The organism is Streptomyces prasinopilosus, from assembly GCF_001419695.1.
Classification (GTDB): Bacteria; Actinomycetota; Actinomycetes; order Streptomycetales; family Streptomycetaceae; genus Streptomyces; species Streptomyces prasinopilosus.
In genome coordinates, this window is sequence record NZ_LIRG01000193.1 from 1 (window position 1) to 12,870 (window position 12,870).

A 12,870-nucleotide genomic window follows, 5' to 3' on the forward strand; every position below is an offset into this window, starting at 1 on the left:
GCCGGTGCCGGTGTACCGGTACAGGTTGTTCGCCTTGTCCTGGGCGAGCAGGTCGCCGACGCCGTCGCCGTTGAGGTCACCGGCCCCGACGATCTTCTTGTACGTCTTCCAGTCGTCGTAGAGCTTCACGCGGGACGACAGCTTGCCCGTACCGGTGCCCTTGTACAGGTAGACCGTGCCGGTGGAGGCGTTGCGGACGATCAGGTCCGGGCGGCCGTCCTGGGTGACGTCGCCGGGTGCGGTCAGGACGTCGTACTGCTTCCAGCCGCTGCCCGTCGAGATCGTCGTGTACGGCGTGGCCGGCTTGAGCGCCGTTCCGCAGGTGGGCCGGTACAGGCGCACCGTCCCGCTGCTGAACCGGACCAGGGTGTCGTTGCAGCGGTCGCCGTCGAGGTCGCCGAGCGGCACCGCCTTCACGCTCGTCGCCCAGCCGCTGCCGCTCACCTTCCCGGAGAAGGTGCCCTGGCCGCTGCCCTGCTGGAAGGTGAGGGCACCGGCGGAGTTCAGGGTGAGCAGGTCGCCGAAGCCGTCCGATCCGGCGTGGTCGCGCGCCACCGCCGCGGCGCCGGAGACCTTCACCGTCCCGGTCCCGGTCAGCGCGGCGCCCTGGCCGTCGGCGGGGGCCGCGGTCAGCGTCCAGGTGTAGGTGCCGTTGGGGACGAGCCGGCCGGAGGTGTCCTTGCCGTTCCAGGACGCCGTCACCGCGCCGCGCACCTCGCCGCCGGAGAGGGTGCGCACCGTCTTCCCGGTCGGCTTGTGCCGGAGCGCGAGCTTCCAGGAGGCGGCGGGCCTGGACAGCCACCACTTCGGCCGCCACGGCGCCGCGCCGCCCTTGACGTTCGCCGACCCGGTGACGACCGTGTCCGTCTGCTCGAGCGGCGACCCGGGGACGCCGGCGGACACGAGCTGGATGTTGTCCTTGTCGTCGGTGTGGGCGATCAGGCCGGTGTGGGGGTCGACGTCCCAGGGGTTCCAGGCGGTGGAGGACTCCAGCGTGTGCGACACGGCCGTCCCGCCGCGGACGTCGTTCACCCGGAGCTTGCCCTGGTCGACGGTCACGACGAAGCCGTCGCCGAGCACCGCGCGCTCATAGGACCCGGACCCGCTCCTGAGGGTCAGCTTCTTCCCCGTGGCGGTGTTGTGGACGCCCTGGCCCTCGGCGGAGCCCACGCAGGACCACAGCAGCCACTCCCGGACCGCCTGCAGGTCCTCCAGGAGGCAGCCGCGGCCGAACCACACGGACTCGCCGCGCTTCCCGGTGAGCAGGTCGACCGGGACCACGCTGTCGTTGCCGTCCCTGACCCACAAGGTGGTGCCCCACAGGGCCTCGGCCTGCTCCGGCACGGTCAGCACCGTCCTGCCGGTGTCGAGGTCGACGACCGCGGTCTGCGCGCCCGGGGTGCCGCCCCCGCGGGTGCGCAGGGCGACGAAGCGGCCCGCGGCCTCGCTCACCAGGTCGTACGTCCGGGACGCGTCGAGCGGCGTGCCGGGCAGGGACGCCCCCGCCGCGACCACGCGGGGCTGGGGGGAGGCCCCCTCGGCGCCCTGCCGGCCCCAGAAGACCGTCCGCCCGTCGCCGGTGTCGAGCATCCTCAGGCAGTCCTGCCACCCGCACTGTTCGTACTCGGCGGGGACGGGTCCCCGGTCGGTGTGCCGTCCGAAGGTGAGGGAGCCGGTGGCGCCGACGGTGACCGTCCGGCCGTACAGGCCGCTCCGGTCGCGCGAGCGGTCGCGTTCCATGGTCGTCAGCCGGCCCTGCGTCAGGCTCAGGGCCTGCACCGTGTTGGTCAGGGAGACCGCCTCGGAGTGGGCGACCCGCCGGACGGTGGGGGAACCGCCGGAGCCGGCCCGGACCAGGTTCACGCCCCAGTCCGCGGTGTCGGGGCCGGCGGCCACCAGGAGTCCGCCGCCGGGGGCGGGGACGGCGGGGATGTTCAGCGCCCTGTCCAGCAGTGTCCCGCGCGCCGAGCCGTCCGGGCCCACCATCTCGACGCGCCAGACGGGCAGGCTCCCGTCCCTGCGGCCCAGCGCGGGGTCGTGGCGGGTCACGAGGAGGGTGTCGCCGACCATGCCCAGCAGCCGGCCCTCGCCCGGCAGCGGCACCGTGCGGGGAGCGGCGGTCAGGTCCTGCCGGGAGTACACGGAGACGACGGAGTCCTGCCACGACAGCAGGTGCGTGGAGGTGAGGACCACGCGCGAGTCGCCGAAGGCGGTGTGGTGCGGCAGCCGGACCAGCCGGGCCCCGTCCGTGTCGAGCCAGCCGGTCTCCACCCGGCCGTCGACCCGGTACTGCACCAGCATGCCGTGGGCGTCGCCCACGGGGGCGTTGCTCGTGAGGACCGCGGTGATGCCCGACGGGGTGTCCGCCACGGCGCGGTGGCGCACCGCGCCGTCCCGGAGGTCGAGCAGGTGCCACTTCTCGCCGTCCGACGGCGCGGTGGTCACGACGGTGGAGCCGAGCGTGCCCCGGTAGGTGTGGCGGCCGGCGGGGAGGGGGACGACGCCGGTCTCCCCGGTCGCCATGTTCCGCAGCGTCACCGTCCCGGCGGCGTCGTCGTGCCGGGCCACGACGTCCGAACCGGCGCCGAACACCAGCTGCCCCCGCGTCTCGGTGGCAGCGGCGTCGACCACCGTGTCCACGCCCTCGTAGGTGGTCCACAGGTGGCCGCGGCCCGGCTCGTGGCGCAGGAACCCCGTGGGGCCCGCGCTCAGGACGGACGACCTCGGCACCAGGGAGGTGGCCGCCGGGACGACGACCTCCGCGGACGGCCCGGCGTGGGCGAGCGGGACCAGCGGCCCGGCACCCAGGGCCATCGCGAACGACGCGGTGGCGGCGATGCTGACACGTATGAGCGCGCGCTTGGTCACGCGGATCCTCCCCGGAGAACAACAGAAGGCACGGGGAAGGACGTACAACGCATCACGTGCACCCCAGTCGGCGAACGGCCGCCCCGAGGGCCCCCGGCCGTCCTCCCCCCGCCAAGTCGCCGGATCCTAACACCCGTCCACCGCACGGCCGTCGGCCCCCTGCACGCCGAAATCCCTGGTGAACGCGGCGCCGACCGCCCGGCAGGGGCCCGACGCCGTGACGACTCGGGGAGAGCGCGGAACGCCGTCCCGCCCTCGACCGTGGCGTGACGGTCCGGCCGGGGCGGTGCGGCGGTCCGGCAGGGAGCCGTGCGGCGGTCCGGCAGGGAGCCGTGCGGCGGTCCGGCAGGGGGCCGTTCAGTAGTCGATGTTGATGGCGGCGACGAGCCGGCCGGCGCTGTCCGTGACGATCGCCGCACCGGCCTTGGAGGAACTTCCGTAGGTGAGTGCGGTCTTGTGGCCGGGACTGTTGAACCACGCCTCGATCATCGCCTCGGGCGTGTTGCCGCTGCCGCCCATGAAGAGAACCTCGTGGCCGCAGTGCTCGAGGGCGCCCTTCGCGAGGCTGCGCGCGGAGCACTCCTCGGCCTGTCCGGCCAGATCGGCGCTCGCCTCGACGGGCGGGAGCCCCAGGGCGGCGCGGCGCGCGTTGAGCAGGGAGATGAGCCGGTGCTCGTCGGCGGACATACCGGCGGAGGACGAGCCGCCGGAACCGGAGCCAGAGCCGGAACCGGAGCCGGAGCCGGAGCCGCCGTTGCTCGCCGCGGCCCCCGCCTGCCCCTCCTTCTCCTTCTCCTCCTTGTCCTGGCGCTGCTTCTCCCGGTCCGCCTTCGCCCGCGCCTCCTGCGCCGCGGCCTCGCTCTTCCGCTCGGCCTCCCACCGGTTCTCGCGCGCCGTCTTCGCGGCCTGTGCGCGGGCGCTCCGCTCTTCCTCGTCCATCAACCGCTCGCCCGCTTCCGCGGCCTCCTCCTCCGCACGCGCCGCCCGGACGCGCGTGTCGTTCCCCTCGGCGGCACGGTCGCCGACGGACTGCTGCCCCTGCGGCTTCCCGGACGCCGCGGCACCGGTGTCGTCCGGGCCGCTCTGCGACGTCAGCGCGAACGCTCCGCCCAGCGCGAGGAGGACACCGGACGCCGCGATGAGCCGGGTGCGCGGACCGCCGGACTTCGCATGCGAACGGCCGGATGTCGTGCGGGCCCTGCCGTGTGGTGCGCGGTGCTGGGACATCGGGGAAGCTCCGGTTCTCTCTGGGGAGGGTGGGTCACCCGTAAGGAGCGGCCGGTGCCCGGGCCGTCCCGCCCCGTTACGGCTTCGTTATCCGGCCCCCGTCACGGGACCGGCTGCCCGCATCGGCACCCGGCCCCTCGCGCCCTCCTCGGCCCGCGCGTCGCACCGCGCGACTCCGCTTCGCGTTCCCCACCGCCGGGAGCCCGAAGAACCCTGGCCGACGCCGACGCCGACGCCGACACCGACACCTCCCGCGAAGCGCCTGAGCGGCGAACAGCCGAGGCAACGGCCCGCCCCGCCCTCTCCCCCGTGCGGGGGAAGCGGATCCCCCGCACGCGGGATCTCCCCGCGGTGACCGGCATCTGTACTGGAGGCATCCGACGTCGAGGGAAGGACACCCGATGCACCTCTGGACGAGACGACGCCTGCTGCTCTCGACCGCCTCGGTGGCCTCGGCGGCCGGTCTCGCCGCGATGGCGTCCGCACCGGCCCACGCCCTGACCGGGACGCCTCCCGCACCCGTCGCCGACGACGGCATCGTGCGACGTCTGCGCTCCCTGCCGGGTGTGCGGATCGTGGAGGAACGGCCGGGCGCCGAACCGGGATACCGCTTCTTCGTGCTCGGCCTGCGCCAGCCGGTCGACCACACCGACCCCTCGGCCGGCACGTTCGAGCAGCGCCTCACCCTGCTCCACACGTCCGCCGAACGCCCCACCGTCCTGTTCACGACCGGATACGCGGCCTCGTTCACGCCCCGGCGCACCGAACCGACCGTCCTCCTCGGCGGCAACCAGCTCCACGTCGAGCACCGCTACTTCGGCACCTCACTCCCCAGCGCACACGACTACTCCCACCTGACCATCCGCCAGGCCGCCGACGACCACCACCGCATCGTCCGCACCTTCCGCCGGCTCTACCGAGGTGCGTGGATCTCCACCGGCGGCAGCAAGGGCGGCATGGCGAGCGTGTACCACCGCCGCTTCCACCCCCACGACGTGGACGGCACCGTGGCCTACGCGGCCCCGAACAACGTCGACGACCGCGACGACTCCGCCTACCTCCACTTCCTGGAGACCGTGGGCACGGCCGCCGACCGCGAGGCGATCAGGACCGCCCAGCGCCGGCTCCTGCTGCACCGCGCGGAACTGGTCGCCCGCTACGAGGCCGCGACGACCGCCGCCGGGGACACCTTCCGCATCATCGGCAGCGCCGACAAGGCGTTCGAGATCGCCGTCCTGCGCGTCCCCTTCATGTTCTGGCAGAACGGCGGCAGCCCGGCGGACCTCGCCGCCGTTCCCGGCCCGGACGCCACCACCGACCAGCTGTACACCTGGCTGGACGACGTCGCGGGCCTGCCCCTCTACGCCGACACCACCGCCCGCGCCTACATCCCGTACTGGTACCAGCTCGCCACCGAGATGGGCTACCTCGACGTCCCCACCGCCCACCTGGACGGTCTGCTGCGCCACCCGGGCGCCATCGAACCGCGCTCCTTCGTCCCCCGCGACATCCCCCTGCGCTTCGACCCGGACGCGATGCCGGACATCGACCGCTGGGTCCGCCGCAGCGGCACCCGCCTGCTGTTCGTCAACGGGACGCGGGACCCCTCGACCGCCGAGCCCTTCCCGCCCGGCCGCCACGACTCCCGCGTCCTGTGGGTACCCGACGCCAACCACCACACCACCATCGCCGCCCTCCCCACCCCGGACCGCACCGAGGCCACCGCGATGCTCACCCGCTGGGCCGGGCACGCTTGAGGGCCCTGGAAGCCCTCTGCCGCTACAAACAACTCCTCACACTGACCAGCAGGGCACGGTCATAGGAATCTGAGGAACTGCCGATATCTCCAACATGTTTACACTGTGTCGCAATCAGGAAACTTGGCCTTCAGACGGCCTAGTTTGCCGGTAGCTTGATCACCACTTAGTCGCCGTCTTCCGCATTCGGGAGCTGACATGTGTCGCCGTCACTCCCACTGGGGTGCTGACACACAAGGAGAAGCCCATGTCCGGCAAGGACTACAGCTACGGCATCCCGGACCACCCGATCAAGTACGTCCAGGTCGACCCGAGGTCCATCAAGTTCGATCCCCGCGCCCAGCGAAACCTCAACAAATCGCGTGCGCAGACCATCGCCGAGAAGCTGGTCCCCACCGCGCTTGGGACGCCAATCCTCTCGCAGCGCGCGGATGGCCAGTACGCGGTGGACGGCATGCACCGCGTCTACGCCTGCCAACTTATTCTGTCTGGGCAGGTCACGGTACCGGAGAAGGTTCGCGAGGCCATCCAGACCATCGCTTGCGAGGTTCACTTCAACCTGTCGACGGCCAACGAGGCGTCCCTGTTCATTATCAAGAACAAGGAGTCTTCGAAGGTCGGCCCAAATGACGAGTTCAGGATCGGTGTGCTGGCCGGGCACCCGCTCTTCCAGGACACCAACACCGTCTTGGAGAAGCACCAGCTCAAGGTTGGCAGCAGCACCGCCAACAGTGTGCGCGGCATCAAGGGGATCCTCAGCATCGTCATGGAGCACGGTCCCGAGATCCTGGACCTGTCACTCACCATCGCTGAGGACGCCTGGGGCCGCTCCCCCGATACCTGGCACTCCGTCACTATCGGAGGCATCGCCACGGTGATGTCCAAGCATCCCGAGCTGAAGCCCAAGGAGTTGGCACAGAAGCTCAAGCGTCAGGGCGACCCCACTGCCTTCAAAGCCAAGATCCAGACCATCGCCACCAATAACAACACTCGCGCCGACGGCACCAAGGGCCGCCTCAAGGCAGCCCACTTGGCGGTTGCCTCCGCGTGGAACGCTAACCGCCGCACCAACCGCATCCCCGTCCCGAACATCTTCGAGTGACCCCAGCACACACGGTGCTCCGCCCTCGCCTGCGAGGCGGAGCACCGCGCTTACATCTGCCAAAGCCAGTCAAGCAGGCGCGGAAGCGCCTTGCCCCACACTGCTCCGTGTCCCCTTTTGGTCGTACGAAGACGATGCTGGTTCCGCTGCGCAGCGTGGTGGCATTCACAGCCTCGTGCTGGATCTACCGTCGCCATCTGCTGAAACACCGAAATCAGTCACACGTTCGCGACCGCTTGGGGTCGTCTCGTAACAGGAGGTACCTAGTCACCGCAGACGGAGACAGCACGGCAATATAGGTGCAGGGAGCCCATGCCCTACGTAATGAGAATCATGAAACCGCATGGCTCCCACCATTTTCATCGATTCGAAATGTTTACACGTTCTGAGCGGTTCATGACGATGCCGCAACGGCACCGCAACAGCGCGAAAATCAGCAAGGCGGACATTTAAGAAAAAATACCCAACTGGTCACGCTACACCTCATAGGCAACCTGAAGGAGTTAGAGACCTCTCCCTGCCCCCACATTCGCCAACTCCCCTGAAGCCTGGCACAGTATGGACATGGCTTTGATCAAGGAATTTCAGTCAGTCTCCTCTAACGCCCAGAAGGTCCACGGTCCGGTCATGTGCGGTTACCGAACCTTCACAGCGGATGGCCGTCGCCTCCTCCAGCTAGACACCTACGGATCCACTGACCGCAAGATCCTCGACAAGATCAGCCAGAGCATCCAACTCGACGCCGAGGGCGCCCGCGAACTCGTCAAGATCATCGCCGAGTCGTTCCCTGATGCGGTTCGCTGACCGCCGCCATAGATGGCCCGCTCCAGCGTCAATGCATCGACGTGCTGGCCAACATGACCCTCAACCGTTTGAGACCGCCGCACCTCGCTCCGCACCCAAGACGATGCTTGGGCAGCAGCGTCTACTTCACCGCACCGTCCGCACACAGCACCGCGTCCACCAGCTCGAACAACCCGTCGTACCAAGCGATCAGAAACTCATAGAACTCACCCCAGAAGCGTGACGCCTCCGCGAATGCCGCCCTCCGGACAACATCAGGCAGCAGACTCACCCTCATGGCCTTCGTCTTGGTCATGTGCACCTTGGCCGGAGCGCAAGATCAGACGAAGGCCGACCCCACGTCCGGCGAATCCCCATGCGAGTGAATCCGTTCGAGACCATGGCACCATGTACCGCATGACGACGAACCGAAAGGTCCATGCCGCGTAGACGGCCAAGACAGATCCACGTCGGCTCCCCTAGCAGCCACCGGGCAATGGGTGCAAAGCCAGTCATCGACGGCCTGTCTTCGCGTGCACTGTCCGAGATCATCCGCCTCGAGCACACCCGCAACTATCTGCAGCCGGGCGACGTCAGCACGGCGGTGGGCCTATGGAAGGACTACGTCCACCAACCCGAGCGTGTTCTGTGGCACGACTAAGAATGGGGCAGTGTGCACTGGTACTGCTGCGGCAGCCCTCTCGAAGCCCGACCCCTCCTCGACACCGTGATGCAGGCTGTATCGCCACGAAGCGCCCGCGAACTTCGAAAAATTGTCAGCTGGTCAGACGCCGTCTGGAATCTTCCGTCCCTGCCCTACCACGCGGACGGAAGATAAAGAACAAGCTAAGCGGCCTCGACTTCCGCTTCATAGTGCATCTGGGCTCGGTCCAGCACATCGTCCGGGTCCAGGCCGCGCGCGGAGGTCCAGTGCAGCAAGTCGGCGATCAGCTCGATCGCCGACTCCTCCAAAGCCGCTTCGCGCCGTCGGCCCTCCAGAAGGCCGCCACCGTTCCCGCGATAACCCTCCAGCGCCTCGACAGCACGCTCCACGCGGCGGCACGTAGCCTCGGATCCCAGCTCGATCTCACACCAGACCGTCTTGCCAAGGGCTGTGATGACGGTCCCCCAGTCAGCTGCCATGGTTGCGATCAGGTGCAGTCCCCGGCCGCCCTCCGCGTCATAGCCGGCATCGCGCGGGACAGGGAACGCGCCGCTCTTGTCGTGCATCTCAACGCGCAGCCGCTCGCGCTTCCACTCCAGGATCAGAGTGGCCAATGTGCCCTCACCGACATGCTTGATGACGTTCGTCGCCAGTTCCGTGACAAGAAGGCTGGCCTCATCGCCGGCTGCGGGCATACCCCACTGGTCCAGCTGTGCGGCAGCGGCCCTGCGCAGCAGCCGCACCTCCGTCGGCAGCGCCACAAAGGGCAGGACACAGCGGTGCTGGTGTTCCCCGGTCTCGATACCAGGCATGGGCACTCCTCCCTCCCAGCCACGCTCTGCTGCGCCCGCCGTATTCGTACGACTGCATTGCGTAGCGTTCCGGATGCGAGAATGACACAGAGAAGTCTCGTTATGTAACTTCTCACGAGCCTCTATCGGGTGAATCCCGTAGTGGGCCAACCGCCGCGCTGCCTAGCCTGTTCAAGCCCCGAGCGGCTGCCCGGGTTACGCGCAGAGGAGTCCCATGCCCGTCAGAACCACCACGCGCCGCCGTCAACTAGGTGCGATGCTGCGCAAGTTGCGCGCCCGCAAGGGGATGACTCTCGAGGAGGCCGGGCGGCTGGTCGGTGTGTCAAAGGCGACGGTCAGCCGGTACGAGACCCAGGCGGGCCCGGTGAAGTGGATCGTCGTCGATGCGTTGTGCCGTGAGTACGAAGCCACGGAAGCCGAGCGAGAGGCTGTCGTCAGGCTGGCCAAAAACGCCAAGCAGCAAGGCTGGTGGAGTTCGTTCGCCGACTCCATCCCCGAGAGCATGAACCTGCTGCTCACGCTGGAGGACGAGGCCGTACGCGAGGACCACTTCTCTTGCGTCTACGTCCCCGGTCTCCTCCAGACCCGCGCCTACAGCACCGCCCTGCAGAAGGCCAACGAGATTCCCTTGGAGTCGGCCGAGATCGAACGGCTGGTGGACATCCGGATGAAACGGCAGGAGATCCTCACCCGGCCGAAACCACCTCGCCTGTGGGCGATCCTCGACGAGTCTGTGATCCGCCGGGTCGTCGGAGCACCGGAGACCATGAAGGAGCAGCTCAGTCGGCTGCTCGAAGCGAACGAGTCCCCGCATATCACGCTTCAGGTGCTGCCGTTCTCGAAGGGCGCCCACTCCGCGGCGCTCGGCAGCTTCGTCATCCTCGGGGGAACCGAGGCGGCTCTCGACGTGGTCTACGTCGACTTCCACACCGGTTCGCTCTTCCTGGAGCAGGAAGAAGAACTGGAGCGATACAGACTTGCGTTCGAGTACCTCCGCGCACAAGCGTTGGACATGGAGGCTTCCTCCGCCCTGATCCATCACGCGCGCAAGGAGCTGTGAATGTCCGCCGCCCGCCAGCCCGTCCTCAGGCCACAGTGGTTCAAGTCGTCGTACAGCGGAGGCAATGCCACCGAGTGCGTGGAATGCGCGCACTCCGCCCACGGCGCGCTCATACGTGACTCGAAGCGGGCGGAGGGACCGGTGGTGCGTGTGCGGGCCGGTGCGTGGAGCGCGTTCGTGGGGTCCCTGACCCGCAACCCTCCCGGGTAGGGCCACGGTTCCCCCTCTCCGGGACCGACAAGTCGCTCGCGGTGCCGCGGAGGGCCGTGGAAGGCTGGTGGCGCATGAGGGACACAGCTTCACGGGCGGGGTCGGAGTTCCGGACGGCGAACGGGCCGGTGCGTGGCCGGCCGCCGGCCGACGGTGTGGTGGCCGTCCTCGGGGTGCCGTACGCCGCCGCGCCCTTCGGCCCCCGCCGTTTCCGCGAGCCCCAGCCCGTTCGCGGCTGGAGCGGGCCGCGGGACTGCACGGCTTTCGGGCCCGTCGCGCCGCAGTCGGCGGAGTTGCCCGGTGCGCCGAGGTGGCGCGAGGGGGACGAGGACGTTCTCACCCTCAACGTGTGGGTGCGGCGACAGCCGGGCGAAGGGCCGCTTCCGGTGCTGTTCTGGATCCACGGCGGCGCGTACACCTTCGGTTCCTCCGCCCAGCCCGACTTCGACGGCGCCGCGCTCGCCCGTGCCGGGGTGGCCGTGGTGAGCTGCAACTACCGGGTCGGTTTCGAGGGCTTCGGCCACGTACCGGGTTGTCCCGACAACCGCGGGCTGCTCGACCAGGTGGCCGCTCTGCGCTGGGTCCGGGAGAACATCGCCGCGTTCGGCGGTGATCCCGGCCGGGTCACGGTCGCCGGGCACTCCGCGGGTGCGGGGTCGGTCGCCTGCCTGATGGCCATGGAGCAGGCGCGCGGGTTGTTCCAGCGGGCCGTCGCCCACAGCGTGCCGCACGGCTTCTTCACGGTCGGGGCCGCCGCGGCGGCCTCCGCGAGGATCGCGGCCGAGGCCGGGGTGGCCCCGACGGGCGACGGGCTGCTCTCCGCCTCGCCGCGGGACCTGGTGGCCGCCTCCGACAAGGTCGCGCACCAGTGCGCCGACGACCCCGTGGTGGCGATCCAGGCATTCGACCCGGTGCTCTTCCAGCCCGTCGTCGACGGCGAGGTGCTGCCCGTGGATCCTCTCACCGCGGCGGCGGCCGGCACCTCGCGCGACGTGGATCTCCTGGTGTGCCACGCCCTGGAGGAGTACTGGTTCCTGCATGAGGTCGCAGGGGTGCGGGAGGTCTCCTCGGAGAGGGAACTCTTGGATTTCGTCAGGGCGTTGGGGGTTCCCTCCCGGTTGGTCGACGGTTACCGCGCGCTGATGCCCGGCGCTCCGGTCCTGGACCGGTACCTCGCTCTCTTCGGGGACGCGGTGTTCGGCGAGTACGGCAGCCGGTTCGCCGAGTGCCATGCGCGAGCCGGCGGCCGGGCGTACCTCTCCCGTTTCGCCCGCAGGCGCGTCGCTCCGGGGCGCGAGGCGAGGCCCTGGCACACCGCGGACGTGCCCTTCGCGTTCGGCAACCTGGACGCGGAGGGCGCCGCCTTCCTCATCGGCGGTGCCCCCGACGAACAGGACCGGGCCCTGTCCGGGCGCATGCTCCGTGCCTGGGCCGACTTCGCGGCCTGCGGCGATCCCGGCTGGCCTCCGGTCACCGCCGACGCCACCCCGGTGAAGGTCTGGGCGGTTCCGGACGACCACCTGGCCGACGACGCCGTCTCCGCCGTACGGGCGCTGTGGCGGGAAGTCCCGTTCGGTCTCCTGCGGCTGTGACACGGATCGGCGTGACCGGGGCGCTGCGTGACAGCGGGGGGGGGGAGCGCGGGAGACGGAGGGGGACGGCGGCAGACGGCCCGGTCGTCGGACCTGCCTGAGCAACCCGGCGACATCACGAGTTCCACCTCGGTGGCTGCGGTGGCGCGAGGGGGACGAGGACGTTCTCACCGTCAACGTGTGGGTGCGGCGGCGGGGCGGACAGGGGCACCACGATCCGGGTGCGGGGCGGCCGGAGCGCGCACTCGTCCCCGAGTCCGGCCACCGGCCCGATCGTCACGCCCACCCCACCCCTCCGATGCCGCCGCAGTACATGCGTGCGCCTCGCCCGGCGGCCGGGGCGGCCCGTCGCGGGGCGCGGCGGTCACCGCAGGGGCTCCGCCGCGGTGGAACCGGCATTCGCCGCGGCGGACCTGTCCCGGACGCTTCCCGGACAGGGCCCCGACCAGGCCGGACAGTCCACGCCCTGTCCGGGACAGTTTTATCCGCTTTCCTCCTCCTTCGTCCTTGCCATTCTTGAGGCCGTCGGCCGGGGACTCCCCGACCGGATCCGCAAGCGGCTGAGAAGGAGTACATCGTGCGCATTCGTTCCGCTCTTGGTGTCGGACTCGGGGGAGCCGTCCTCGCCCTCGGTGCCGTAGCCGTTCCCGCACAGTCCGTCGAGGTGGCACCGCACGGCGCGCTGGCCCTTCCTTCGTGGTGCACCAACGGTGAGGCGTGGGACGTGGACGGCAGGACGTACGGGGTCCGCTGTGACGTGACCTTCGCCTACTACGCGAAGGTCACGTCACAGCG

Annotated in this window: 10 protein-coding genes and 1 pseudogene; 7 read left to right on the forward strand and 4 right to left on the reverse strand. The window is 69.8% G+C overall.

The genetic code is table 11. The features are described 5' to 3' along the window. Positions 1 to 2,868: FG-GAP-like repeat-containing protein (locus tag AOK18_RS09715; RefSeq protein WP_055694040.1), on the reverse strand; the 2,868-nt coding region annotated here is incomplete at its 3' end. A 357-nt stretch (positions 2,869 to 3,225) separates the two neighbouring features. Continuing rightward, positions 3,226 to 4,095, reverse strand: a complete 870-nt coding sequence (locus AOK18_RS09720; protein WP_055694041.1) for a CAP domain-containing protein — start codon at positions 4,093 to 4,095, stop codon at positions 3,226 to 3,228. A gap of 401 nt (positions 4,096 to 4,496) precedes the next feature. On the opposite strand from AOK18_RS09720, the gene AOK18_RS09725 reads away from it, so the two are divergent. The 3 genes from AOK18_RS09725 (at position 4,497) to AOK18_RS09735 (ending at position 7,758) form a co-directional block, all read left to right on the forward strand. Next, complete coding sequence (locus AOK18_RS09725; protein WP_055694042.1) at positions 4,497 to 5,852, forward strand: S28 family serine protease; 1,356 nt, start codon at positions 4,497 to 4,499, stop codon at positions 5,850 to 5,852. A 247-nt stretch (positions 5,853 to 6,099) separates the two neighbouring features. Further along, positions 6,100 to 6,954 (forward strand): DUF6551 family protein, encoded by an 855-nt coding sequence (locus AOK18_RS09730; protein ID WP_055694043.1) that lies wholly within the window; start codon positions 6,100 to 6,102, stop codon positions 6,952 to 6,954. Positions 6,955 to 7,518: 564 nt separating this feature from the next. Further along, a complete protein-coding gene (locus AOK18_RS09735; protein WP_055694047.1) occupies positions 7,519 to 7,758 on the forward strand; it encodes a hypothetical protein in 240 nt (79 codons plus the stop codon). Between the two features lie 124 nt (positions 7,759 to 7,882). Here the strand turns inward: AOK18_RS09735 and AOK18_RS32940 are convergent. Next, a pseudogene (locus AOK18_RS32940) lies at positions 7,883 to 8,035 on the reverse strand (NF041680 family putative transposase); the annotation flags it as partial. 548 nt (positions 8,036 to 8,583) lie between these two features. Continuing rightward, positions 8,584 to 9,213: an ATP-binding protein gene (locus AOK18_RS09745; protein WP_055694044.1), complete on the reverse strand. Its 630-nt coding sequence runs from the start codon at positions 9,211 to 9,213 to the stop codon at positions 8,584 to 8,586. A gap of 214 nt (positions 9,214 to 9,427) precedes the next feature. Between AOK18_RS09745 and AOK18_RS09750 the strand changes: the two genes are divergently transcribed. The 4 genes from AOK18_RS09750 to AOK18_RS32945 form a co-directional block, all read left to right on the forward strand. Beyond that, a complete protein-coding gene (locus AOK18_RS09750) occupies positions 9,428 to 10,273 on the forward strand; it encodes a helix-turn-helix domain-containing protein (protein WP_055570542.1) in 846 nt (281 codons plus the stop codon). Next, positions 10,274 to 10,483, forward strand: a complete 210-nt coding sequence (locus AOK18_RS09755) for a DUF397 domain-containing protein (RefSeq protein WP_055694045.1) — start codon at positions 10,274 to 10,276, stop codon at positions 10,481 to 10,483. A 74-nt stretch (positions 10,484 to 10,557) separates the two neighbouring features. Continuing rightward, positions 10,558 to 12,075: a carboxylesterase/lipase family protein gene (locus tag AOK18_RS09760; RefSeq protein WP_055694046.1), complete on the forward strand. Its 1,518-nt coding sequence runs from the start codon at positions 10,558 to 10,560 to the stop codon at positions 12,073 to 12,075. A 577-nt stretch (positions 12,076 to 12,652) separates the two neighbouring features. After that, a partial coding sequence (locus AOK18_RS32945; RefSeq protein ID WP_157865064.1) for a hypothetical protein occupies positions 12,653 to 12,870 on the forward strand: 218 nt, incomplete at its 3' end.